At 68.2% G+C, this 20,813-nt stretch carries 25 protein-coding genes; 15 read left to right on the top strand and 10 right to left on the bottom strand.

Annotated features, from left to right (window positions below; all coding sequences use genetic code 11):
* Positions 1 to 100: 100 nt before the first annotated feature.
* The 5 genes from FFS08_RS12485 to FFS08_RS12465 all read left to right on the top strand — a co-directional run bounded on the left by FFS08_RS12485 (position 101) and on the right by FFS08_RS12465 (position 3,477).
* Entirely contained in the window at positions 101 to 814 is a 714-nt protein-coding gene (locus FFS08_RS12485; protein WP_137862229.1) for an AAA family ATPase, read from the top strand.
* Positions 814 to 1,377 carry a hypothetical protein gene (locus FFS08_RS12480; RefSeq protein WP_137862228.1) on the top strand — a complete coding sequence of 188 codons (564 nt, stop codon included), beginning with the start codon at positions 814 to 816 and terminating at the stop codon, positions 1,375 to 1,377. The genes FFS08_RS12485 and FFS08_RS12480 overlap by 1 nt, the downstream gene beginning before the upstream one ends.
* Positions 1,378 to 1,388: 11 nt before the next feature.
* On the top strand, positions 1,389 to 2,762 hold the full coding sequence (locus tag FFS08_RS12475; RefSeq protein ID WP_137862227.1) for an SPOR domain-containing protein: 1,374 nt from the start codon (positions 1,389 to 1,391) through the stop codon (positions 2,760 to 2,762).
* Positions 2,763 to 2,902: 140 nt separating this feature from the next.
* The gene (locus tag FFS08_RS12470; protein ID WP_137862226.1) at positions 2,903 to 3,088 is read left to right on the top strand and encodes a hypothetical protein; all 186 of its coding nucleotides are present in this window, start codon (positions 2,903 to 2,905) and stop codon (positions 3,086 to 3,088) included.
* Positions 3,085 to 3,477, top strand: a complete 393-nt coding sequence (locus FFS08_RS12465; protein WP_137862225.1) for a DUF1801 domain-containing protein — start codon at positions 3,085 to 3,087, stop codon at positions 3,475 to 3,477. The genes FFS08_RS12470 and FFS08_RS12465 overlap by 4 nt, the downstream gene beginning before the upstream one ends.
* Before the next feature lie 52 nt (positions 3,478 to 3,529).
* On the opposite strand, the gene FFS08_RS12460 is transcribed toward FFS08_RS12465, so the two are convergent.
* The gene (locus FFS08_RS12460) at positions 3,530 to 3,898 is read right to left on the bottom strand and encodes a hypothetical protein (RefSeq protein WP_137862224.1); all 369 of its coding nucleotides are present in this window, start codon (positions 3,896 to 3,898) and stop codon (positions 3,530 to 3,532) included.
* Positions 3,899 to 4,016: 118 nt separating this feature from the next.
* On the opposite strand from FFS08_RS12460, the gene FFS08_RS12455 reads away from it, so the two are divergent.
* A complete protein-coding gene (locus FFS08_RS12455) occupies positions 4,017 to 4,634 on the top strand; it encodes a DJ-1/PfpI family protein (RefSeq protein ID WP_137862223.1) in 618 nt (205 codons plus the stop codon).
* A 465-nt stretch (positions 4,635 to 5,099) separates the two neighbouring features.
* On the opposite strand, the gene FFS08_RS12450 is transcribed toward FFS08_RS12455, so the two are convergent.
* On the bottom strand, positions 5,100 to 6,290 hold the full coding sequence (locus tag FFS08_RS12450; protein ID WP_137862222.1) for a dihydroorotase: 1,191 nt from the start codon (positions 6,288 to 6,290) through the stop codon (positions 5,100 to 5,102).
* Entirely contained in the window at positions 6,287 to 7,276 is a 990-nt protein-coding gene (locus FFS08_RS12445) for an aspartate carbamoyltransferase catalytic subunit (protein WP_137862221.1), read from the bottom strand. Before FFS08_RS12445 ends, FFS08_RS12450 begins: the two co-directional genes overlap by 4 nt.
* Before the next feature lie 151 nt (positions 7,277 to 7,427).
* Between FFS08_RS12445 and FFS08_RS12440 the strand changes: the two genes are divergently transcribed.
* Positions 7,428 to 8,219, top strand: a complete 792-nt coding sequence (locus FFS08_RS12440; RefSeq protein WP_137862220.1) for a hypothetical protein — start codon at positions 7,428 to 7,430, stop codon at positions 8,217 to 8,219.
* On the opposite strand, the gene ruvX is transcribed toward FFS08_RS12440, so the two are convergent.
* Together ruvX and FFS08_RS12430 are read right to left on the bottom strand one after the other, a co-directional pair.
* Positions 8,216 to 8,677: a Holliday junction resolvase RuvX gene (gene ruvX, locus FFS08_RS12435; protein WP_137862219.1), complete on the bottom strand. Its 462-nt coding sequence runs from the start codon at positions 8,675 to 8,677 to the stop codon at positions 8,216 to 8,218. The two genes, FFS08_RS12440 and ruvX, sit on opposite strands and share 4 nt — an antisense overlap.
* A 58-nt stretch (positions 8,678 to 8,735) precedes the next feature.
* The gene (locus tag FFS08_RS12430; protein WP_137862218.1) at positions 8,736 to 9,845 is read right to left on the bottom strand and encodes a DUF3089 domain-containing protein; all 1,110 of its coding nucleotides are present in this window, start codon (positions 9,843 to 9,845) and stop codon (positions 8,736 to 8,738) included.
* 174 nt (positions 9,846 to 10,019) lie between these two features.
* Here FFS08_RS12430 and FFS08_RS12425 point away from each other — a divergent pair, with 174 nt between their 5' ends.
* The 7 genes from FFS08_RS12425 to FFS08_RS12395 all read left to right on the top strand — a co-directional run bounded on the left by FFS08_RS12425 (position 10,020) and on the right by FFS08_RS12395 (position 17,460).
* Complete coding sequence (locus tag FFS08_RS12425; protein WP_137862217.1) at positions 10,020 to 11,786, top strand: DUF4153 domain-containing protein; 1,767 nt, start codon at positions 10,020 to 10,022, stop codon at positions 11,784 to 11,786.
* 43 nt (positions 11,787 to 11,829) lie between these two features.
* The gene (gene gatC / locus FFS08_RS12420) at positions 11,830 to 12,117 is read left to right on the top strand and encodes an Asp-tRNA(Asn)/Glu-tRNA(Gln) amidotransferase subunit GatC (protein ID WP_137862216.1); all 288 of its coding nucleotides are present in this window, start codon (positions 11,830 to 11,832) and stop codon (positions 12,115 to 12,117) included.
* Between the two features lie 58 nt (positions 12,118 to 12,175).
* On the top strand, positions 12,176 to 13,660 hold the full coding sequence (gene gatA, locus FFS08_RS12415) for an Asp-tRNA(Asn)/Glu-tRNA(Gln) amidotransferase subunit GatA (RefSeq protein WP_137862215.1): 1,485 nt from the start codon (positions 12,176 to 12,178) through the stop codon (positions 13,658 to 13,660).
* Between the two features lie 130 nt (positions 13,661 to 13,790).
* Positions 13,791 to 15,296 (top strand): Asp-tRNA(Asn)/Glu-tRNA(Gln) amidotransferase subunit GatB, encoded by a 1,506-nt coding sequence (gene gatB, locus FFS08_RS12410; RefSeq protein WP_137862214.1) that lies wholly within the window; start codon positions 13,791 to 13,793, stop codon positions 15,294 to 15,296.
* 55 nt (positions 15,297 to 15,351) lie between these two features.
* Entirely contained in the window at positions 15,352 to 15,906 is a 555-nt protein-coding gene (locus FFS08_RS12405) for a hypothetical protein (protein ID WP_137862213.1), read from the top strand.
* Positions 15,906 to 16,823 (top strand): hypothetical protein, encoded by a 918-nt coding sequence (locus FFS08_RS12400; RefSeq protein ID WP_137862212.1) that lies wholly within the window; start codon positions 15,906 to 15,908, stop codon positions 16,821 to 16,823. The genes FFS08_RS12405 and FFS08_RS12400 overlap by 1 nt, the downstream gene beginning before the upstream one ends.
* 13 nt (positions 16,824 to 16,836) lie before the next feature.
* Positions 16,837 to 17,460, top strand: a complete 624-nt coding sequence (locus FFS08_RS12395) for a peptidylprolyl isomerase (protein ID WP_137862211.1) — start codon at positions 16,837 to 16,839, stop codon at positions 17,458 to 17,460.
* Here FFS08_RS12395 and FFS08_RS12390 read toward each other — a convergent pair.
* Positions 17,435 to 17,809, bottom strand: a complete 375-nt coding sequence (locus tag FFS08_RS12390) for a hypothetical protein (RefSeq protein WP_137862210.1) — start codon at positions 17,807 to 17,809, stop codon at positions 17,435 to 17,437. The two genes, FFS08_RS12395 and FFS08_RS12390, sit on opposite strands and share 26 nt — an antisense overlap.
* Positions 17,806 to 18,723, bottom strand: coding sequence for an acyl-CoA desaturase (locus tag FFS08_RS12385; protein ID WP_137862209.1), 918 nt, complete (start codon positions 18,721 to 18,723; stop codon positions 17,806 to 17,808). The genes FFS08_RS12390 and FFS08_RS12385 overlap by 4 nt, the downstream gene beginning before the upstream one ends.
* A gap of 90 nt (positions 18,724 to 18,813) precedes the next feature.
* Between FFS08_RS12385 and FFS08_RS12380 the strand changes: the two genes are divergently transcribed.
* Entirely contained in the window at positions 18,814 to 19,131 is a 318-nt protein-coding gene (locus tag FFS08_RS12380; RefSeq protein WP_137862208.1) for a metalloregulator ArsR/SmtB family transcription factor, read from the top strand.
* Between the two features lie 107 nt (positions 19,132 to 19,238).
* Here FFS08_RS12380 and FFS08_RS12375 read toward each other — a convergent pair whose 3' ends face one another.
* From FFS08_RS12375 to FFS08_RS23840, 3 genes are all read right to left on the bottom strand, one after another.
* A complete protein-coding gene (locus FFS08_RS12375; protein WP_137862207.1) occupies positions 19,239 to 19,958 on the bottom strand; it encodes a Crp/Fnr family transcriptional regulator in 720 nt (239 codons plus the stop codon).
* 144 nt (positions 19,959 to 20,102) lie between these two features.
* On the bottom strand, positions 20,103 to 20,282 hold the full coding sequence (locus FFS08_RS12370) for a hypothetical protein (RefSeq protein ID WP_137862206.1): 180 nt from the start codon (positions 20,280 to 20,282) through the stop codon (positions 20,103 to 20,105).
* Positions 20,283 to 20,602: 320 nt separating this feature from the next.
* Positions 20,603 to 20,813, bottom strand: a 211-nt coding sequence (locus FFS08_RS23840) for a hypothetical protein (RefSeq protein ID WP_212742009.1), incomplete at its 5' end; no start/stop codon positions are given.

Here is a 20,813-nt window from a genome sequence, read left to right as displayed (position 1 = left end):
CGAGGGGTAGGCGGAATCCCGGAGCGGAACGCCGTTAACGCATTCTTAGACGCCGGCATGGCATGCCCACCCTCGGGTAACTGGTATTTCGAGGGGGTTCATGCGCGTTCTCGCGATGGCATCGCAGAAGGGCGGATCCGGCAAGACGACCTTGTCGGGCCATCTCGCCGTGCAGGCGGAACGGGCCGGGTGCGGCCCGGTCGTGCTGATCGACATCGATCCGCAGGGCTCGCTGGCGGACTGGTGGAACGAGCGCGAGACGGATCTTCCGGCCTTCGCGCAGACCACGGTCGCGCGGCTCGCCTCGGACCTCGAGATCCTGCGCCAGCAGGGCTTCAAGCTGGCGGTGATCGACACGCCGCCGGCCATCACCATGGCGATCCAGAGCGTGATTGCCGTTGCCGAGCTGATCGTGATCCCGACGCGCCCGTCGCCGCACGACCTGCGCGCCGTGGGCGCCACGGTCGATCTGTGCGACCGCGCGGGCAAGCCGCTGATCTTCGTGGTCAACGCCGCCACGCCCAAGGCGCGGATCACCAGCGAGGCTGCGGTGGCGCTTTCGCAGCACGGCACGGTCGCGCCGATCACGCTGCACCACCGCACCGACTTCGCCGCTTCGATGATCGACGGCCGCACCGTGATGGAAGTCGATCCGAACAGCCGCTCGGCCGCCGAGGTCGAGGCGCTGTGGACCTATATCAATGACCGGCTGGAGAAGAACTTCCGCCGCACCGTGTTCGCGGCGCCGACCGCGGTCAATCAGTTCGGCGCGCCGCGCCCGGCCGGCGGCTTCGGCCGCAGGGTGGTGAGCTGATGTTCGGCACCCCCAAGCCCACCGCCTCGCTCTCGTCGAGCCTGCTCGCCCGCAAGGGCCAGGCGCGCCCGGCGATGCGCCCGCAGGGTTTCGTCGGCCTCAACCCGGCGACTGCCCAGGAAGATCTCGGCTGGAACGACATGGGCGAGGATCATGCCCATGCGCATGTCCATGCCCAGCAGTTCGCGGCCGAACCCGTGCCCGCACCGCAGCCCAAGCCGCAGGTGCTGCGCCAGATCGAGCAGCTCGACGAGCGGTTCAGCGCGCCCGAGCCGGCCGCCGCGCCTGCTCCGGTGGCCGCCCCGCAGCCGGCTCCGGTCGCGCCGCGTCCTGCCCTGCCGCCGGCCGCCGCGGAACGGCTGGCCCGCGAAGTGGCGAAGAAATCCAAGGCGGCGTTCACGCTCCGCCTCGACAATGACCGGCATTTGCGCCTGCGCCTCGCATCGGCGGTCACCAATCGTTCGGCGCAGCAGCTCGTGACCGAGGCGCTCGACGCCTTTCTCGAATCGCTGACCGAGGTCGAGACGCTCGCGCGTCAGGTCGGCCCGGCCGGGAACCGTTGAAGGAACGGATGATGAAGACCCGTAGCAAGCTCGTGATCGGTCTCTCGGCGCTCGCAGCCGGCGGCACGCTGGCGGCCGGCATCGCGACCCAGGGCTTCGCGCTCTCGGCCTTCGCGACCGATGCGGCCAATGCGAAGAAAGCGGCGCAGGAAGCCGGAGCCGCGCGCAAGGCGATCGCCAAGCGCAAGGCCGGCGAGGCGGTGAGCCATGCCGAGGCGGCGGTGGCCAACGATCCGCAGAATGCCGATTATCGCGCGCTGCTGGGCCAGGCCTATCTGCTCGCTGGCCGCTTCGCCTCGGCGAACCAGGCGCTGGCCGATGCGCTGACGCTCAATCCGGGCGACGGCCATGCGGCGCTCAACCTCGTTCTCGCCAAGATCGCCGGCGGCGACTGGCCCGGCGCGCGCGCGATGCTGCAAAGCCACGAGGACATGATCCCCGCCGCCGATCGCGGCCTGGCCTATGCGCTGGCCGGCGATCCGGTGAAGGCCGTCGAGATACTGGGCCCCGCCGCCCGCGCCGAGGACGCCACTGCCAAGACTCGCCAGAACCTGGCGCTGGCGCTCGCGCTCTCCGGCCGCTGGGCCGAGGCCAAGCAGGTCGCCTCGGTCGATGTGGCGCCCGACCAGATCGGCGCGCGCATGATGCAATGGGTGACCTTCGCCCGCCCGGTCAACGCCTATGACCAGGTCGCTGCGCTGCTGGGCGTGACGCCGGTGCAGGATGCCGGCCAGCCGGCCCGCCTTGCGCTCGCGCAGCAGAATGTGATGCTCGCCGCCGCCGCAACCCAGCCCGTGCAGACCGTGTCGACGCAGGACGCGGTCGACAGCTACATGCCCGGCGTGCCGGCCAATGCCCAGGCGGTGGCCGCCGAGGCCGGCGTCGCCCCGCCCATGACGGAAGCCGCCCCGGTCGCCCTGGCCGAGGCCGCGCCGGTCGCCGGCACCAATGCCGGGGTCGTCTTCGGCCCGCGCGCGGAAGTCGTGCAGGCGGTTCCGGCCGTCGCGGTGCGTGCGCCGGCGGCCGAGAAGGTTTCGCTGAGCGCCCGCGCGCCGGCGGCGATCGAGAAGCCGTCGGCCAGGCCGGCGCACGGCAATTTCTATGTCCAGCTCGGTGCCTATGCGAGCCCGGCGGTGGCCCGCGACGCGTGGAGCCGCCTCGGCAACCGGGTGCCGGCGCTTTCGGGCCAGACGCCCTATGGCGCCAAGGTCGCGACCAAGGCGGGCAATTTCTATCGCCTGTCGGTGGGCGGCTATGCCCGCGGCGACGCCGATGCGCTGTGCCGCCAGGTGAAGGCGAGCGGCCAGACCTGCTTCGTGCGCGCCGGCGCGGGCGATGCGCTGGCGGCCTGGGCCAGGCCGGGCGTGCGCCTGGCTTCGCGCTGAACGAGTTTCCCTCTCCCATCGGGAAAAGAGAGGCCGGGGCGGCAACGCCTCGGCCCTTTTTCCTGCGCTTGACGCATACATAACCTGATGGTTATGGAAAATGCATAGCCAACTGGTTATGCATATGGGAGAGGCAAGCCATGATCCGTCAGATTCACCGTTGGACCGGAATCGTCTTCAGCATCGCGGCGATCGCGAACATCGTCGCCCTGATCGCGGGGGCCAACGCGACCTGGCTGGGCCTGGTGGCGGTGATACCGCTGCTGGTGCTGCTCCCGACGGGGCTGTACCTGTTCGCGTTACCTTATCTCGCGAGGAACGCATGAGCGAAGACAAGACCGCCGCCGAGCAGATCGACGCCCGCATCGCCGCGCTGGACGACTGGCGCGGGGCGGCGCTCGCCCGGGTGCGGGGGATCATCCACGAGGCTGACCCCGAAGTGGAGGAGACGTGGAAGTGGCGGGGCGTGCCGGTGTGGGAGCATGCCGGCATCCTCTGCACCGGCGAGACCTACAAGGCGGCAGTGAAGCTGACCTTCGCCAAGGGCGCGGCGCTGGCCGACCCGACGGGGCTGTTCAATTCGAGCCTGGAAGGGAACACGCGGCGGGCGATCGACATCCATGAAGGCGAGGCGATCGACGCGGCCGCGCTGAAGGCGCTGATCCGCGAGGCGGTGGCGGCGAACCTGGCCAAGCCGGCGCGGGGGAGGAAATAGCCGTCACCCGGGCCGTGCGCCGGGTGAGATGGGCGGATGTCGAACCTGGCACTCAGCGCCGATGCGCGGCGGCGGCTTCGTCATAGACTGCGCCGATCCTGCGGCTGAACCCCGCAAAGGCGGGGTGGCGGGAGGCGCGGTCGAGGCAGGCCGTGGCGAGTCGTTCGATTCCGGCGCCGCCCTGCCGGGCCCGTGCCGCGGCCTGGCTTGCCTCCGGCGTTTCAAGCGCTTCGCGAGCCACGCGCTGGCTGTACCAGGAGTTGCCGACGAAGAGCGCACGACGCCGTTCGGCGGGCGCGTTGCCACGCTCCGCATTCTGGCCCGCCACGCCCAGCACGGCCGCACAGTGCAGGTTGTCCTTTGAGTTCAGGCCATTGACCTCGGCGGAGGTGCAGCCCGTCGCGAGAAGCGAGCCGATCATCAGTACGGGAATTCTTGCAGGAACAGCCACGCCTCGACCCTAGGGCCGAGGCGATTAATGCATGGTTGCGCCGCGCCTGATAGGATGGGTTCGGGCAGATTTCACGGGAGGTCCCCAGGTGCAGATCGCGGTGCTGACGTTCGACGGATTCAACGAGCTCGATAGCTTTGTCGCGGCGGCGATCCTGAACCGGCTGAGACCCAAGGGATGGCAGGCGCACATCACTTGCCCGACCAAGCAGGTCACTTCGATGAATGGCGTCACGGTTGCCGCGCAGAAGCCGCTGGAGTTCGCCACCGAGGCTGATGCCGTGCTGATCGGCAGCGGTATCCGTACGCGCGAGATCGTGGCGGATGCGGAGATGCTCGCGCGAATCCGGCTCGATTCGGCGCGCCAGCTAATCGGGGCGCAATGTTCGGGCACGCTGTTGTTGGCGAAGCTCGGCCTGATCGGTGGCTTGCCGGCCTGCACCGACCTGAACACCAAGCCCTGGGTGATCGAGGCGGGCGTCGACGTGATCGACGCGCCGTTCGTGGCGCATGGCAATGTCGCGACCGCGGGCGGCTGCCTGGCCTCGCAATATCTGGCGAGCTGGATGATCGCACGGGGCGCCGCGCTCGAGGATGCGCGGGCGGCGATCCACTATGTGGCGCCGGTGGGGGAGAAGGACAGCCATGTCGAGCGGGCGATGGGGGTGATCGCGCCGTTCATTCAGGCTGGGCGGGTGGCCGCCTAGGGCCAAGACTCGTTCAGCAAACCCCGTCATCCCCGCGCAGGCGGGGATGACGAACGAAATCCGGGCCTTGATCGGGTTCTAACCCTAGGTTGAGGACTCATATCCCTTCAATCGTCATCCCCGCGAAAGCGGGGATCCAGGGTAACGCGGGATATCGGCACCACGGCGCGAACGCCGTCCGGAGAGGGTAGCACCCCGCCACCTCGGCTCCACGCCTGGCCCTGGATCCCCGCCTGCGCGGGGATGACGACGGAAAATCAGATACTTGATCGGGTTCCAACGCTAGGCTGGGAACTCGAATGGATATCTCATTCTCCATCATCATCCGGCCTTGGGCCGGGGTAGCGATGAAGAATATGAGCCCTCAACCCGCCGGGCCGCTCGTGCCACCAGATGTGGCGGTTCAACGCACCGGCTTCCATTTCCGGCGGGCCGAAGGGCGGCGACGCTGCCGCAGCGCCGGGCTCACTCGATCTCCCGCCCGCCCTTGAAGACGCGGTGGACCTTGCCCTGGACCGGCAGGCCATCGAACGGGGTGTTGCCGGCGCGGGCCTTCATCTTCGTGCCGTCGATCGCCCAGGGGGTTTCGGGATCGAACAGGATGAAGTCGGCAGGCTTGCCGGGCGCGAGCGTGCCGGCATCGAGGCCGAGGATGCGCGCCGGATTGGCGGCGAGCAGTTCGAACAGCCGCTCCAGCGTCAGCAGGCCGTCGCGGACCAGGCCGAGCGAGAGGGCGAGCAGCGTCTCGGCGCCCGACATGCCTTCCTCGGCATCGGCGAAGGGGAGGCGCTTGCCCTCGGGCCCGCGCGGATCATGGCCGGAGGCGATCACGTCGATCGTGCCGTCGGCCAGCGCGGCGCGGACCGCCTGGCGATCGGCGTCGCTGCGCAGCGGCGGCGAGAGGCGGGCATAAGTGCGATAGTCGCTCACGTCGATGTCCGAGAGCAGCCAATGGGCCGGCGTGACGCCGCAGCTGACCTTGACGCCGCGGCGCTTGGCCTGGCGGACCAGGTCGAGCCCGGCGGCGGTGGTGACCTGGCGGAAATGGATGCGGGCGCCGGTATCCTCGGCGAGCATCGTGTCGCGCGCGATAGCCAGCGCCTCGGCGATGGCGGGGGCGGCGGCCAGGCCCAGGAGCGTGGCGGTGAGGCCCTCGCTCGCGACGGCATCGCCGGCGAGGCCGCCGTCCTCGGCATGGGCGATCACCGTCAGGCCGCAATCGCGGGCATAGGCGAGCACCTTGCGCATCACGCCCGCGTCCCCGATCCAGCGGCGGCCGGTGGCGACGGCCCTGGCGCCTGCGGAGGCGTTGATCGCCATTTCGGCGAGGTCGGTACCCTGGAGACCGCGCGTGGCCGCGGCGAGGGGATGGACCCAGAGGTCGGGCTTCCCCATCAGCGCGGCGCGGCGGATGATGCCGGGATCGTCGAGGATCGGCGACTGATCGGGCATCAGGCCGACGCGCGTGATGCCGCCGGCCCGGCAGGCGGCACGATCGACCGCGAACACGCCGAGGTCGATGATGCCGGGGGCAAGGGTGAGGCCCTTGCCGTCGATGGCCTCTGCATTCGAGGGGGCGGTGGCGATGGTCTCGCCGTCAAAGGCGAAGCGATTGCCGCCGCCGAGGACGCGGACATTGGCGAAGGCCGTGTTCATGCCCAGCCCTCCACGCCGCGTTCGGCTCTTGTGAGCACGTCGAGACAGGCCATGCGGACCGCCACGCCCATCTCGACCTGCTCGGTGATCGCGCTGCGCTCGGGGTGGTCGGCGACCGAGGAATCGATCTCGACACCCCGGTTCATCGGGCCGGGATGCATGACCAGCGCATCATCCTTGGCACGGGCGAGCCGTTCGGCGGTGAGGCCGTAGCGCGCGTGGAACTCGCGGGTGGAGGGGATGAAGCCGCCCGCCATGCGCTCGTTCTGGACGCGGAGCATCATCACGACGTCGGCGCCGTCGAGCGCTGCATCGAAATCGGTGAAGGGCGCGACATAGAGCCCCTCGATCGCGGGCGGCATCAGCGTGGAGGGCGCGACGACGCGCACCTCGGCGCCGAGCGCGGTCAGCGCCAGCATGTTCGAGCGGGCGACGCGGCTGTGGAGCAGGTCGCCGCAGATCACCACGCGCTGGCCCGCGACCGAGCCGCGCCGGCGGCGGATGGTGAGCGCGTCGAGCAATGCCTGGGTCGGGTGCTCGTGCCAGCCGTCGCCGGCGTTGAGCACCGGGCAATCGACCTTGTCGGCGATCAGCTGCACCGCGCCCGAGGCCATGTGGCGGATCACGATCACGTCGGCGCGCATCGCATTGAGCGTCACGGCGGTGTCGATGAGAGTCTCGCCCTTCTTCACCGAGCTTTGCGCCGCGTGCATGTTCACCACGTCCGCGCCCAGCCGCTTGCCGGCGATCTCGAAGGAGAGGAGCGTGCGGGTCGAATTCTCGAAAAAGGCGTTGATCTGGGTGAGCCCCTCGAGCCGCCGGTCGCTCCGGGCGCGGGTGCGGTTCGCTTCGACCCATTGCTCGGCCTCGTCGAGCAGGAACATGATCTCATGGGGCTGGAGGCCCGCAATGCCGGTGAGATGCCGGTGCGGGAAGACGGCGCGGCCCTTTATCTGGGCTGCGGGGCGATGATCTGAGGCTTGCATTAAAGCCGTCGCCTAGACCCGCCGGGCCGGCGAGGCAAGCCGCGAGACGGGAGAGTCTCGCATCTGCCGCAAATGCCGGATAGGAAGTCCGCCGCGTTGCGTTTCGGGGGGAGCGTTCGTGCAGGGCTGGTGGGCTGCTTTTGTTGGTTGGATGACGCGCGATTCCGCGTGGCTGGCGGCATTCCAGGCCGGGGCATTTTTCTTCGCGCTCGGGCTGGTGCTCGTCCTCGTGCTGCTGCCCTGGTGGCTTGCGCGGGTGGAGCGGGCGCGCTGGCGGCCGCTGCGACGGATGCTGGCGCTGGCCGCCCTGCAGGCGCATCGCGATTGCGGGGAGAATGTCGTGGCGCTGTCCCGCCAGTTCTTTCGCGAGAATGCCGGCGCGCCGCTGGAGCGGCTGGTCCGTGCGCGGCGGGCGATCGAGCGGCAGCAATCGGACGGGGCGCGTTTCGCGCGCGTGGTCTCGGTCTATGCGCCGGCGGTGGACGCGCGCCACGCCGCGCTGCTCGCCGACACCGCGGCGCTGACCGAACTGGCCGAGCGCACGCTGTCGGGCCTCGCGCGGCTCTATCTCGGGCAGGCGACGGTGCGGGTGGGAGCCAATGTCGTGCACGGCGACGATCAACTCGGCTATGCGCCCGCGCAACTCGTTTCGCTGTCCTATGTCACCGAGATGGAGGCGCTGGCGGACGGCTTCGCCGATGCGGCGGCGGAGCATCGGGCGCGGATGGAAGCCACGCTGAGCCGGCGGGCGCGCAAGGCGGCGCGGGAGGATCTCGACCGGATCGGCGCGGATGTGGCGATGCTGGGCGCGGACGTGCGGCGCTTCTGCGCAAGGCTCCAGCCGGCCGATGCCGAGGATCCGACCTACAAGACCCGGCCGCGGGGCGAGCGAGGCAATCGCACGCTCGACGCGCTGATCGCGCGGTTCGACCGGCGCTTCTAGACGTTCGCCAGCGCGTCGATCGCCGCCTGGAGGATATGGGCGGCGGCCATGTTGTCAATCATCCCGGCACGGCGGGCGCGGCTGAAATCCTGTTCGATCAGCGTGCGCTCCACTGCGACGGTGGACCAGCGCTCGTCCCACAGCAGGATGGGAAAGCCCAGATCGTCCATGTTGCGGGCGAAGGCGCGGGTGGACTGGGTGCGGGGACTGTCGGTGCCGTCCAGGTTGAGGGGCAGGCCGATGACGATGCCCTTGACCTGCTGCGCGGCGATCAGTGCCTGGAGCGCGGCCTTGTCCTTCGAGAATTTGGTGCGGCGCACCAGTTCGGCGGGGCTGGCGAAGCTCCAGCCGGCATCGCACAGCGCGGTGCCGATCGTCTTGGTGCCGACATCGAGGCCGATCAGGCGGCCGCCTGCGGGGAGAACCGCGCGATAGTCGGCAGGGGCGGTGGTGATCATTCCTTGTCCCTAGCCGCTTTCGTCATCCCCGCGAAGGCGGGGCGGGAGATGACGATCGTCAGAAGGGCCAGAACTTGCGCCTGGCCTTGAGCCGGCGCTCGGCATCGGCGCGGACATTGGCCCAGAACAGGCTGTAATCGAACACGTGATAATTGTTGCCGGGCAGCACATAGGGGCCAAGGTCCGGCGGGCTGCTGCCGATCATCAGGATGCCGCGCCCGTCGCAGCGCGCGGGGACGAGGTTCTTCTGGAGCACGGCACTGCTCAGGTCCCTGCTCGGCATCAGGCCGCCGAGATTGGCCTCCACGGGCGCATCGTCGCCGGGCTTGCCGGTGAGCGGGTTGGTGCAGACCATCGGCGTGTCCTTGCGAGGCTTGCCGGTGAAGCCGTTCGTCTGGTCGAAGGTGTCGAGGATCAGCGAAGGATCGGCGGGCTCGGCAAAGCTTTGCCAGGAAAGGACGCAGCCGGTCTCGTCCGGGCCCGAACAGGCGGGCAGGCCCATCTTCGGCAAGTCGGCGGTGATCGACACCGGCCAGCCCACCACATAGGCGGCGACGATCCGCTTCGCGAGCGGCTTGCCGGCGACGCGGTCGACGAGCAGGCGCGAGAGGTGGAGCGCGCCCTGGCTGTGTCCGGCGAGGATGATCGGGCGGTTGCCGGCTTCCTCGAGGAACCGGTCGAACGCCGCCAGCACGTCGCGATAGGCGAAGTCGAGCGCCTGCTGCGCCTGGGCCTTGCTGGTGAGGAACGCGCCGAAGGTCGCCTGGCGATAGCGGGGCGCCCAGACCAGACCGGACGCGTTGAACGCGCTTGCCTGGCCGCGGAGGAACAGCTCGGCCCGGGCATTGGCAGCAACGTCGTTCAGCGGCGCGTTCCACTGCGTGCGATCGAGGAACGACGTCGGATGGATGAAGAACACCGCGGCGGGCGGCTTCTCGGCCGGCTGGAAACCTTCCGGAGTCCATAGCGCCGGATTGCCGGGCTTGTCCGGGCGGGCGAGCCAGAGGTCGGCCCGCGAATAGTCGCCCGGCGGCGGCAGCTTCGCCACTTCCACGCTCGGCACCATGGCCTGGCGGAGGAGTTCGGCGCCCCAGAAACGATAGGCGAAGGTGGCGGCCAGTGCGAGCACGATGAGTCCTACTACGAGATAGAGGAATTTACGGGCCACGCCCAACTCTCCATTGTGCAATGCAGCATAGAGCCGATTTGTTGCAATCGCATTCCCGTGGGGCACGATTACCGGCGATGCAACCATGGATGCGAGATGCAGCCATTCTGCACCGGAAATCCACTTTACCGGCCCGGCCGGATGCGAGAGCATCCCGGCGAGGGGAGAAAGATCATGGACGATGTCGAGGCAGGGCCGGCGGCGGAGCCGGAAGGCTGGGCCGTGCGCCCATGGCTGCTGGCCGTGCTGGGCCTGGCGACCGGGGTCGCCGCGCAGCTGATCCTGGGCGATTCGAATTTCTTCCGCGGCGACATGACCGTGCTGCAGGCGGCGATGCTGATGGGCGTGACGCTGTTCGCGGCGATGATCGGCTTCACGATCGAGCGGCGGCTATGGTGGGCCTCGATCGCATTCGGGGCGGCGATCGGCGTGGCGGCGGGGTTCGTCACCTGGTGGAACGGTGCGCCGGGCGGATGGAGCGCGAGCGAGGGGTGGCGGACGATCAGCCTGTTGCTCGCCGTCGCGATCGCCGCGCCGCTGTTCCAGGCCGCGCGCGATCAGGGCGCGCCGCGCACTCCCTATGCCGCGGTTCATGACTATGCGTGGCAGAATGTCGTGCTGTGGTTCGCCTGCTGGCTGTTCGTGGCGATCGTGTGGATCATGGCCTGGCTGCTCGCCAGCCTGTTCCAGCTCATCAAGATCGAGCTGCTTCACGAACTGCTGATGAAGAACTGGTTCGTCCGCGCGCTGATCGGATTGGCCTTCGGTTCGGCGCTGGGGCTGCTGCGCGAGCATGACGCGGTGGTGCGGCTGCTCCAGCGGGTCGTCGCCACGGTGCTCGCGGTGCTGGCGCCGGTGCTCGCGATCGGGCTCGGACTGTTCCTGCTCGCGCTGCCCTTCACCGGGCTGCGGGCGCTGTGGGACGCGACTCAGGCGACCACGCCGCTGCTGCTGAGCTGCGCGGTGGGCGGGCTGATCCTCGCCAACGCCGTGATCGGCAACCGCGTCGAGGAGGAGCGGCGCAACCCGCTGCTTCGCTTCGGCGCGATGGCGCTGGGCGCGGTGATCCTGCCACTGGCGGTGCTGGCCGCGGTGGCGACCGGGCTGCGCGTCGGCCAATATGGCTATACGCCCGAGCGGCTCTGGGCGATCGTCTTCGTCGGCATCGCGCTGCTCTACGGCCTGGCCTATCTGGGCGCGCTGATCCTCGGGCGGTTGCAATGGACGGTGCGGGTGCGTCCGGCGAACCTGACGCTCGCCTTCCTGCTCTGCGGGCTCGGGCTGGTGCTGGCGACGCCGCTGATCAGCTTCAACCGGATATCGACCGACGACCAGTTGGCGCGGCTCGAATCGGGGAAGATCGGCGCGGACAAGTTCGACTGGAAGGCACTTGCGTTCGACTTCGGCAAGCCCGGGCGCGATGCGCTCGATCGGTTGCGCAAGGCCAAGGACCCCGCGATCCGTGCCCCGGCCGAGAAGGCGAGCAAGGCCGAGACGCGCTGGGAACTGGAGACGCAGGCCGATCCGCGCTCGGGCCCGCATGCGTCGGTGCTGGAAAATGCGCGGGTGCTGCCTGCGGGCGCCAGCGTGCCGCAGGGGCTGATCGATTTGCTCGGCACGAAATATCAGTGCCGCCAGGGCAATTTGTGCACCATTCTGGTCGCGGGCCCGAGCGAAGCGCTGGTATTCGGCGACAGCTGCTATGCGCATATGCTCGACAAGCAGGGCAAGGGCGTGCCGGGGGTCATAGGTTGCGAGGGTGGCGACCACTTCGTGCTGCTCGACGGCGGGTGGACGGAAAGAAGCCGGGCGCCTGTACCCAGCGCAGCGGAGAGCGAACGGATCGCAGCCGGCTATCCGGCCGGCGGGATCGAGATTCGCCCCGTCGCGCGGAAGCAGGTGTTCATCGGCGGCGTGCCGGTGGGCGCGCCTTTCGAATAAGCGGGTGCTTGAAGGCGGGAGGCGCGGCTGTTAGGCGCCTCCCATGTCCGTCGATACCGCAACCGTGAAGAAGGTGGCGAGCCTGGCCCGCATCGCGATCAGCGATAGCGATGCCGAGCGCCTCGCGCCCGAGCTCAACAACATCCTGGGCTGGATCGAGCAGCTCGGCGAGGTCGATACCTCGTCGGTCGAGCCGATGACCGCCGTCATCCCCAATGTGCTGCGCCTGCGCGAGGACGTGGTGACCGAGGGCAACCAGCGCGACGCCGTTCTCCAGAACGCGCCGCAGGGCGAGCACGGCTTCTTCACCGTGCCGAAGGTGGTCGAATGATGCGCGCGCCGCGGCATTCGACCATCCCCGCACAGGCCGGGATCCAGGAGCAGAACGCATGAGCGACATCACCGATCTGGGCGTCGCGAGCCTTCGCGACGGCGTCCGCACGGGCAAGTTCTCGGCGCGCGAAGTCGCCGACGCGTTCATCGTCAAGGTGAGCAAGGGCAAGGCGCTCAACGCCTTCGTCGTCGAGACGCCCGAACATGCGCTGGCTGCCGCCAAGGCCGCGGACGACGCGATCGCCCGGGGCGAGCCGCTCAAGCCGCTCTCGGGCGTGCCGCTGGGCATGAAGGACCTGTTCGCGACCAAGGGCGTGCAGACCACTGCGGCCAGCCACATCCTGGAGGGCTTCAAGCCGGTCTATGAATCGACCGTGTCGCAGAAGCTGTGGGACGCGGGCGCCGGCATGCTCGGCAAGCTCAACATGGACCAGTTCGCCATGGGCTCGTCGAACGAGACGAGCTATTTCGGCAATGTGATCTCGCCGTGGCGGCGCGGCGGCGGCGACAATGCCCCGCTGGCGCCGGGCGGTTCGTCGGGCGGCAGCTCGGCGGCGATCTCCGCGCGGCTCGTGCCGGGTGCGACCGGCACCGACACCGGCGGCTCGATCCGCCAGCCCGCCGCCTTCACGGGCATCGCCGGCATCAAGCCGACCTATGGCCGCTGCTCGCGCTTCGGCATCGTCGCCTTCGCCTCGTCGCTCGACCAGGCCGGCCCGATGGCGCGCGACGTGCGCGACTGTGCGATCCTGCTCGAGAACATGGCCGGCTTCGATCCGCGCGATTCGACGTCGCTCCAGCTGCCGGTGCCGAAATGGGAGGAGCATCTCTCCGGCGACCTGAGCGGCAAGAAGATCGGCATCCCGGCCGAATATCTCATCGACGGCACGCCGACCGAGATCGCCAAGCTGTGGGAAGCGGGCATCGCCTGGGTGAAGGACGCCGGCGCCGAGGTGGTGGAGGTCTCGCTGCCTCACACCAAATACGCGCTGCCGGCCTATTACATCATCGCGCCGGCCGAGGCTTCGTCGAACCTGGCCCGCTATGACGGCGTGCGCTACGGCCTGCGCGAGCTGGCCGAGGGGCAGAACCTGCAGGAAATGTACGCGGCGACGCGGGCGGCGGGCTTCGGCGACGAAGTGAAGCGCCGCATCCTGATCGGCACCTATGTGCTGTCGGCGGGCTTCTACGATGCCTATTACACCCAGGCGCAGAAGGTCCGCGCGCTGATCGCCCGCGATTTCGAGAATGTGTTCAGCATGTGCGACCTGCTGCTGACGCCGACCGCGCCGAGCGCCGCGTTCGCGCTGGGCGAGAAATCGGCCGATCCGATCGCCATGTACCTCAACGACGTTTTCACCGTGCCGTCGAGCCTTGCCGGCCTGCCGGCGATGAGCGTGCCGGGCGGCGTGGATGCGGGTGGGCTGCCGCTGGGGCTGCAGATCATCGGCCGGCCGCTGGACGAGCAGGGCGTGCTCAACGCCGGCCTGGCGATCGAGCAGCGGGCCGGCTTCGCGGCGCGGCCGGAGGCCTGGTGGTAAGTCATGGTTGAGGCATTCTTCCAAGCGCTTGGGACCTTGGTCCATGTGCTCGTGGATGCTCTCGGATTGGACCGTCGAGGACGCGATAGGCGCGCAAGCGCCGCCAAGGCGATGAAGAAGCGGAATTGAAATGACTGAATCCACCTATCGCATCCAGGGCGAAACCGGCGAATGGGAGGTCGTGATCGGCCTCGAGGTCCATGCGCAGGTCACGTCGAACGCCAAGCTCTTCTCGGGTGCGGCCACCACTTTCGGTGCGGAGCCGAACAGCCAGGTGAGCCTGATCGACGCGGCGATGCCGGGCATGCTGCCCACGCCGAACAAGGAGTGCATCCGCCAGGCGGTGCGCACCGGCATGGCGATCGGCGCGGTGATCAACAAATGGTCGCGCTTCGACCGCAAGAATTATTTCTACGCCGATCTGCCCCAGGGCTATCAGATCAGCCAGCTCTTCCATCCGCTGGTGGGCGAGGGGCAGATCGAGATCAGCCTGGACGACAAGGATCCCGAGGCCAGCGTCAAGACGATCGGCATCGAGCGCATCCATGTCGAGCAGGATGCCGGCAAGCTGATGCACGATCAGCATCCGACGCGCTCCTATGTCGACCTCAACCGCGCAGGCGTGGCGCTGATGGAGATCGTGTCGAAGCCCGACATGCGCTCGCCGCAGGAAGCGGGTGCCTATCTGAGCAAGCTGCGCGCGATCCTGCGCTATGTCGGCTCGTGCGACGGGAACATGGACCAGGGCTCGATGCGCGCCGACGTGAATGTCAGCGTGCGCAGGCCGGGCGCCGAGTTCGGTACCCGCACCGAGACCAAGAACGTCAACTCGGTTCGCTTCGTCATGCAGACGGTGGAGATCGAGGCGCGCCGCCAGGTCGAGGTGCTGGAAAGCGGGGGCAGGATCGTCCAGGAAACCCGCCTGTTCGATCCGGACAAGGGCGAGACCCGGTCGATGCGCTCGAAGGAAGACGCGCACGACTATCGCTATTTCCCCGATCCCGACCTGCTGCCGCTCGAGCTGGACGATGCCTTTCTCGAGGAATGCCGCGCCAGCCTGCCCGAACTGCCCGACGCCAAGCGCCGCCGCTACGAGCAGGAGCTGGGCCTGAGCGCCTATAACGCCGCGACGCTGACGGCCGATGCCGATACCGCGCGCTGGTTCGAGGCGCTGCTGGCCGAGAGTGCACGCGTGCAGAAGAAGGGCGAGAACGAAGTCGCGCGCGCCGCGGCGAACTGGCTGCTCTCCGATCTCTATGGCGCGCTGAACCGGCTGAACAAGGACCTCGACGCGAGCCCGGTCAGCCCCGAGCAGGGCGCCGAGCTGCTCGCGCTGGCCGCCGACGGCACGCTTTCCGGGCCGCTCGCCAAGCAGGTGTTCGAAATCATGCTCGAGACCGGCGACCCGGCGGGCAAGATCGTCGAGGAGCGCGGGCTCAAGCAGACCAGCGACACCGGCGCGATCGAGGCAGTGATCGCCGACGTGCTGGCGAAGAATCCGGGCCAGCTCGAACAGTATCGCGGCGGCAAGGAAGCGCTGTTCGGCTTCTTCGTCGGCCAGACGATGAAGGCGATGGGCGGCAAGGCCAATCCGGCGGTGGTCAACGAGCTGCTGAAGAAGGCGCTGGCGGGCTGAGGCCGTTGCCATCCCCCCGCGCACGGATCATAGTCGGTGCCGGGGGGAAGGGATCATGCGGACATCCTTGTTGATCTTGCCGCTGGCGGGGCTGCTCGCGCAGGCGCCGGCGTTCGCGCAGGACATGCGCGATGTGCCCGATCCCGCCGCGATCCAGATTCCCGACCTTTCGGGCGGGCGGGATCCGGCGGTCGTCAGCAATGGCTGGAAATATTTCTATTATTGGCGGGCCGATACGAGCTTCGCCGAGGCACTCTCGGATTTCACCGAATGCTACCGCTTCATGCCGGTGGCGAATGCGAGCCCCGGCGTGCCGACGTTCGCGCCCTGGGACGACAAGCCGGCGACCGAGGTCGTCACGCGGGGATTCCAGCCCTATGGCCTGGTCGGGGCGGTGATCGGCGAGATCGTGGCGGGGCCGTTGGTCCGCCGCGCACACCAGTCGCGACTGCGCCGCTGCATGGAGCCGCGCGGCTATCAGCGCTATCCCCTGCAGGAGCGCCGCTGGGAACAGCTCACCGACAATTTCTCGCAGGCATCGATCGCGATGCAGGCCAAGGCTGCGTCGGGGCCCGCGCCCGATGGGCTGCCGCTTCCGGAGGATCGCTGATGCTGCGCCTGCTCGCCGCGCTCGCCCTGGTGTCCGCCACGCCGGCAATGGCCCAGAATATCGTCGACGAAATGGTCGAGATCGAAGCCGGCGCTCCGGTCAGCATCCGTCCGGACCGGGCCTATCTGGTCCTGCGCGTCCACAAGCCGAAGGGCGTCCCGAAGTTCGAGCCGGTCTTCCTGCGCGTGCCGACCGGAAGCGAGATGGACGGCTATCGCGCGGCCAAGGCCGAAGCATTCGCCAAGGCCGAGCCGGGACTGGCGAAGGATCGGGAAAAGGCCCTTGCCAAGAAGGCGGCGGCGGAAGGTGCCGGCCAGAAATTCTCCGGCCAGATTCCGCCGGTCCCCTCGCTCGAGGCGTTCAATTTCAGCTATGGCGGCGTCCTCAACGTCAATGCCGTCGACAACAAGCATCCGCTGGTGCGCGGCGATCCGGACAGCCTGTTCCTGGTCGAGACGCTGCCCGGCGACTTCGTGCTCTATGGTGCGTCCTGGGCGATGGGGCCGGCCGGGCTGCACATCTGCTTCTGCCTGGGCACGGTGGGGTTTACCGCCCGGCCGGGTGAAGTGCTCGACCTCGGCACCTTCTTTGCCGATCGGGCCAAGTTCAAGTCCGACGTCCCGGAACTGGCCGCCGAAACCGGCTATGGGCCGAGCAGCGACACGCCGGGCTTCCTGATCGCCGGAACCGTGCGCCCGGTGGCGCCCGGCGGCGCGCTGCCGCCGGCGCTCGCCCCCCTGGTCGCCAAGGCGGCGGTGAAGCCGGCCGAGTATCGGGCGGTGGGCAAGTTCTTCAATCCCAATGCGAGCGGGATCAACCGGCTGGTTCCGGTGCCGGGCGTGCTGGCCTATCAGGGCGGAAAGGTGATCGACGTGAAGACGGGGCGCGAAGCCTCCGGCGCCTATCCCTTCCGCTGATCGAGGAGAGATTATGCTTCGCATGCTGTGTGGCCTGATCGGCCTGTTGCTCGTCGCTCCGGCGCTGGCCCAGACGGCCGTGCCGGCACCCGGCCCGGCACCGGCATTGCCCCGCGTCGCGCTGGTCACCAGCGCGGGAACGATCACGGTGGAAGTGGACAATGTCCGTGCGCCGATAAGCGGCAACAATTTCCTGCGCTATGTCGATCAGAAGCGGCTCGACGGCGCCCCCTTCTACCGGGTGGTGAAGGTCGCCGATCATTTCGGCTTCGTCCAGTTCGGAGTGAACAATGCGCGGGGCAAGGTACTGCCCCCGATCAAGCATGAGCCGACCACGCTCACCGGCATCAAGCATACCGATTTCACCCTCTCGACGCCGCGCCGCGCGCCCGGCACCGCCAGCGGCGACTTCACCATCGTGCTGGGCGACCAGCCCTCGTTCGACGCCGATCCGAGCCGGCCGGGCGACAATCTGGGCTTTGCGGCCTTCGCCCATGTCGTCGAGGGCAAGGACGTTGTGCTCAAGATCTTCGACGCGCCCAATTCGCCGACCGCGACGCTGAGCGGCGGCTATTTCAAGGGCGAGATCCCGGCGGCGGCGGTAAAGATCCTCACTGCGCGGCGGGTGGCGAACTAGGCCGCAGGCGCCACCAGAAGGTGAGGCCGCCCACGATGCCGGCCGCCGCATACCAGAATGGCGACAGGAGCGAGTGGCCGGCGGACGGATTGTCGAACCACAGCATCCCCGCGATGCCGGCCAGCAGCCCGGCCGGTGGCGCCATCCAGCCTCGCGCGATGCCCATGCGATGGAGAAGCCAGTAGAGCGGCAACGCCATCAGCGCGCCGATCACGGCAGTCAGGAAATAGACGATCGGGAAGACGAAGAGTCCGAATATACCGAACGAAGCGCTGAGGACGATCGAAGCGGCCAGCGCAGCGACGAGTATGTCGCCAACGGCGCGGCGGAACGGGAAGGGCGTCTTCATGCATGTGCCTCCACCAGCTGGTCGCGGTGCGGCAGGCTGGCGGGCGTGCGGATGTCCCAGGCCAGGCCGAGTGCCGCCAGCAGTCGGATGAAGGCGAAGCCCGGGTCGCTCTGGCCCGGATAGAGCCCGATCCGGGCGGATCCGGGAAAGGCGTGGTGGTTGTTGTGCCAGGCCTCGCCCATGGTGATGAAGCCGGCCCAGGGCACATCGTGCGCCTGCACGCCCGCGCCGCGCACGATCCAGCTTTGCGGCCCGCGGGTATGGGCGAGATGGCCGACCAGCCAATGGCCATGGACGCAGGCGAAGACGCGCACGCAGACGCCCCAGATCACGAAACTCCAGCCGCCTGCCCAGAAGAGCAACGCCGCGATCGGCAGCTGCTGCACCATCCAGCTGGCTTCGAGGAAGCGATAGAAGCGATCACGCCCGGCGCGGCCGAGGTCGAAGCGGGGCGGATGGGCGAGCTCCAGCCGGCAATGGAGCTGCCACCACGCATCGCGCACCATGCCGCCGGCATGGCTGAGATAGGGGTGGCAATGCGGATTTCGCTGCGCCCAGTCGCGCAGGTCGTGCGTGCGAATGATCCAGTGCGGCCCGCTCATCCCCACCGCGGTGCCGAACCAGACCAGCACGCGCTCCAGCCAGAGCGGGCATTGGAAGCTGCGATGGGTCAGGCGGCGGTGGAAGCCGACCGAATGGCCGAGCAGCAAGCTCGCCCCGGTGGTGACGACGAACACCGCGAAGGCGGCGGGAGTGAAGGTGAGGGGGCCGAGCACCAGCGCCGCCGCCATCATCCCGCCATTCCATAGCGAATGACCCGGATCCCATCGTACCCGGCCGTTGACGGGATCGGCGCCGGGCGTCTCGATCAGGCTGTTGACGGCATGGGCATCGTCGCGGATCGCATCGGGCATGGACTCACCTGTTAGGTAATTAAGTCATTGCCTAAATAAATATCGCGATTCGGCTGGAAAGCAATGAAGAAATCACTTAAATGATCGGGCATGCAACGCGTCTTCGAAGCCCTGTCGTCCACCGTGCGCCGCAAGATCCTCGCCTATCTCAGCAATGCCGAACTGACCGCCGGGGAGATCGCCGCGCGGTTCGAGATCTCCAAGCCGGCGGTCTCGCAGCACCTCGCGGTGCTGGAGAATGCCGGGCTGGTGACGAGCGAGAAGCGCGGCCAGTATGTCCATTATCGGCTGGTCGCGGACAATCTCGCCAACACGCTCAATTCCTATCTGCAGGAAGTCTGCCCGGTCTCGAAGCCGCTCAAGGGCGAGAGTGCCGAGATCGCCCGCAAGCGGGAAGCGGGCGCCTAGGCAGGACTGTCCCGGCTCGTCGGACCTCTGGGGGAGCCGGGCATCGGGATGCCGATGCGCGGGGGCGCCAGCGTGCCGCGCACGGCCGGGCCTTCGCGGACAGGCAGCTAGTTGGCCGGTCGATCGAGATACAAATAGAGCGGATCGAACTCGGCGAGCGATTCCAGCCCCGGCCGATCGTGGATCGTAACCTGGCCACCGCGAAAATCCGCCAGGCCCGCCTCGCGCAACTCGCGCAGCACGCGGTTCACGTGCACGCCGGTGAGGCCGAGGCACTCGGCGAACTGGTTCTGCGTGATCGGCAGGCGGAAGCTGTTGCCTTCGGCTGCGCCCACCACGAGCAGCCGCGACTGCAACTCGCAGAACAGGTGCGCGGCACGCTCGATCGCATTGCGCCGCCCCAGCGAGACTTCCCATTCGCGATGGATGCTCGCGTCGAGATTGGTCGAGAACCAGAAGGCGCGGGTGAGGCTCGGGAAACGATTGGTGATCTCCCTGACCCGGGCGTGCGGCGCGCGGGCGATGCGGCAGGGAGTGAGGGTGATCACGTTGTGATCGAGATAGCCGAGCGTGTAGCCGTGCAGGTCGGCGAAATCGCCGGGCACATGCACATGCGTGATCTGGCGCTGGCCGTTGCTGAGGTCCTTGTAGCGTGCGAGCAGGCCCTCGAGCAGCAGGAGCGAGCTGTTCAGCCGCTCGCCGCGCCGCACGATCACCTGCTCGGCCGCATGGTCGAAGGGACCCTGCAGCACGGCACGAAGCGCTTCCTCCTCCGGAGCGCCGATTTCGCAGCGCAGCCGGAGCTTCTTCAGATGTTTGTCGATCATGGATGGCCGGGGGTTATCGCTGGTCCGCGTCGTAGTTCTTCAGCTTGCCGCTTTCGCTGCGTCGGATGGCATCGGCGCGGGCTTCGCCGTTCCGTTCGAGATCGGAGCGCGGGTCTTCACGATCGTTCATCCTCTCTCTCCTCCTCAGGCAATGGGCTGGCCCGGCGCGGGCACCGCAGGCGTGGACGGTTGCGGTGCCGGTACGTCGATGTCCGGTGCCGGCGGATCCAGCTCCGGGGGCGGGCTCGTCGGCTGGCCCGGGCGCGGCGCCGGCGGTTGCTCGGCGGGCGGCACGGTGGGCTGGACGGGCGGCTCAACGGGCACGGTCAGTCTCCTTGTTTCGGTTGACCAACGCTTCGTGTCGCGATGAAGTTGCCTCCGCCCTTGCGATGAAGGCCCCGACTGCTATAGAGCCCGCCGACCGGCGGTGCCCTGTGCGGGCGTGGCGGAACTGGTAGACGCGCCAGATTTAGGTTCGCGTCAACTTGTTAAATTATCTCTATAAAACAACAGCTTGCACGAACGCAAAACGCGTCCGTGTCCAATTCTGTGTCCAAACTAGCGATGGGGAAGGGCGCCCAGCCCGGGCGCTAACGCGGCCAACGGGGCATGGCGTGCGATGGCCGGGAAGCTAGCAGGCCTAGCTAACTTGGCCAGTGAAATCCGATGACCATCCACCAACGTGTGCGAGCCAAGCCAGTGTCGTGCCGTACGCCCATGAACTTCGAAGCAATCATTGTTCCTGACGTGCGCCCCTGGAATGTGACCGATTTTGAGTAGAGTCCGACGCAAAGGAGTCGGACGAGAATGAAGCGCAGCAGGTTCAGCGAAGAGCAGATCATCGCGATCTTGAAG

It is taken from the genome of Sphingomonas sp. 1F27F7B, from assembly GCF_005503355.1.
In the GTDB taxonomy this organism is placed as follows: Bacteria; Pseudomonadota; Alphaproteobacteria; order Sphingomonadales; family Sphingomonadaceae; genus Sphingomonas.
This window is presented reverse-complemented; position numbering and strand designations above follow the sequence as displayed.

What these genes read in the sequence shown, in the direction of transcription:
- FFS08_RS12460 (WP_137862224.1), bottom strand. Translation starts at nt 3,898, where the DNA reads ATGATCGGCTCGCTTCTCGCGACGGGCTGCACCTCCGCCGAGGTCAAT.
- FFS08_RS12465 (WP_137862225.1), top strand. Translation starts at nt 3,085, where the DNA reads ATGAGCGAAGACAAGACCGCCGCCGAGCAGATCGACGCCCGCATCGCC.
- FFS08_RS12475 (WP_137862227.1), top strand. Translation starts at nt 1,389, where the DNA reads ATGAAGACCCGTAGCAAGCTCGTGATCGGTCTCTCGGCGCTCGCAGCC.
- FFS08_RS12425 (WP_137862217.1), top strand. Translation starts at nt 10,020, where the DNA reads ATGGACGATGTCGAGGCAGGGCCGGCGGCGGAGCCGGAAGGCTGGGCC.
- FFS08_RS12380 (WP_137862208.1), top strand. Translation starts at nt 18,814, where the DNA reads ATGCAACGCGTCTTCGAAGCCCTGTCGTCCACCGTGCGCCGCAAGATC.
- FFS08_RS12480 (WP_137862228.1), top strand. Translation starts at nt 814, where the DNA reads ATGTTCGGCACCCCCAAGCCCACCGCCTCGCTCTCGTCGAGCCTGCTC.
- gatC (WP_137862216.1), top strand. Translation starts at nt 11,830, where the DNA reads ATGTCCGTCGATACCGCAACCGTGAAGAAGGTGGCGAGCCTGGCCCGC.
- FFS08_RS12400 (WP_137862212.1), top strand. Translation starts at nt 15,906, where the DNA reads ATGCTGCGCCTGCTCGCCGCGCTCGCCCTGGTGTCCGCCACGCCGGCA.
- ruvX (WP_137862219.1), bottom strand. Translation starts at nt 8,677, where the DNA reads ATGATCACCACCGCCCCTGCCGACTATCGCGCGGTTCTCCCCGCAGGC.
- gatA (WP_137862215.1), top strand. Translation starts at nt 12,176, where the DNA reads ATGAGCGACATCACCGATCTGGGCGTCGCGAGCCTTCGCGACGGCGTC.
- FFS08_RS12395 (WP_137862211.1), top strand. Translation starts at nt 16,837, where the DNA reads ATGCTTCGCATGCTGTGTGGCCTGATCGGCCTGTTGCTCGTCGCTCCG.
- FFS08_RS12385 (WP_137862209.1), bottom strand. Translation starts at nt 18,723, where the DNA reads ATGCCCGATGCGATCCGCGACGATGCCCATGCCGTCAACAGCCTGATC.
- FFS08_RS12445 (WP_137862221.1), bottom strand. Translation starts at nt 7,276, where the DNA reads ATGCAAGCCTCAGATCATCGCCCCGCAGCCCAGATAAAGGGCCGCGCC.
- FFS08_RS12440 (WP_137862220.1), top strand. Translation starts at nt 7,428, where the DNA reads ATGACGCGCGATTCCGCGTGGCTGGCGGCATTCCAGGCCGGGGCATTT.
- FFS08_RS12375 (WP_137862207.1), bottom strand. Translation starts at nt 19,958, where the DNA reads ATGATCGACAAACATCTGAAGAAGCTCCGGCTGCGCTGCGAAATCGGC.
- FFS08_RS12470 (WP_137862226.1), top strand. Translation starts at nt 2,903, where the DNA reads ATGATCCGTCAGATTCACCGTTGGACCGGAATCGTCTTCAGCATCGCG.
- FFS08_RS12485 (WP_137862229.1), top strand. Translation starts at nt 101, where the DNA reads ATGCGCGTTCTCGCGATGGCATCGCAGAAGGGCGGATCCGGCAAGACG.
- FFS08_RS12390 (WP_137862210.1), bottom strand. Translation starts at nt 17,809, where the DNA reads ATGAAGACGCCCTTCCCGTTCCGCCGCGCCGTTGGCGACATACTCGTC.
- FFS08_RS12405 (WP_137862213.1), top strand. Translation starts at nt 15,352, where the DNA reads ATGCGGACATCCTTGTTGATCTTGCCGCTGGCGGGGCTGCTCGCGCAG.
- FFS08_RS12450 (WP_137862222.1), bottom strand. Translation starts at nt 6,290, where the DNA reads ATGAACACGGCCTTCGCCAATGTCCGCGTCCTCGGCGGCGGCAATCGC.
- gatB (WP_137862214.1), top strand. Translation starts at nt 13,791, where the DNA reads ATGACTGAATCCACCTATCGCATCCAGGGCGAAACCGGCGAATGGGAG.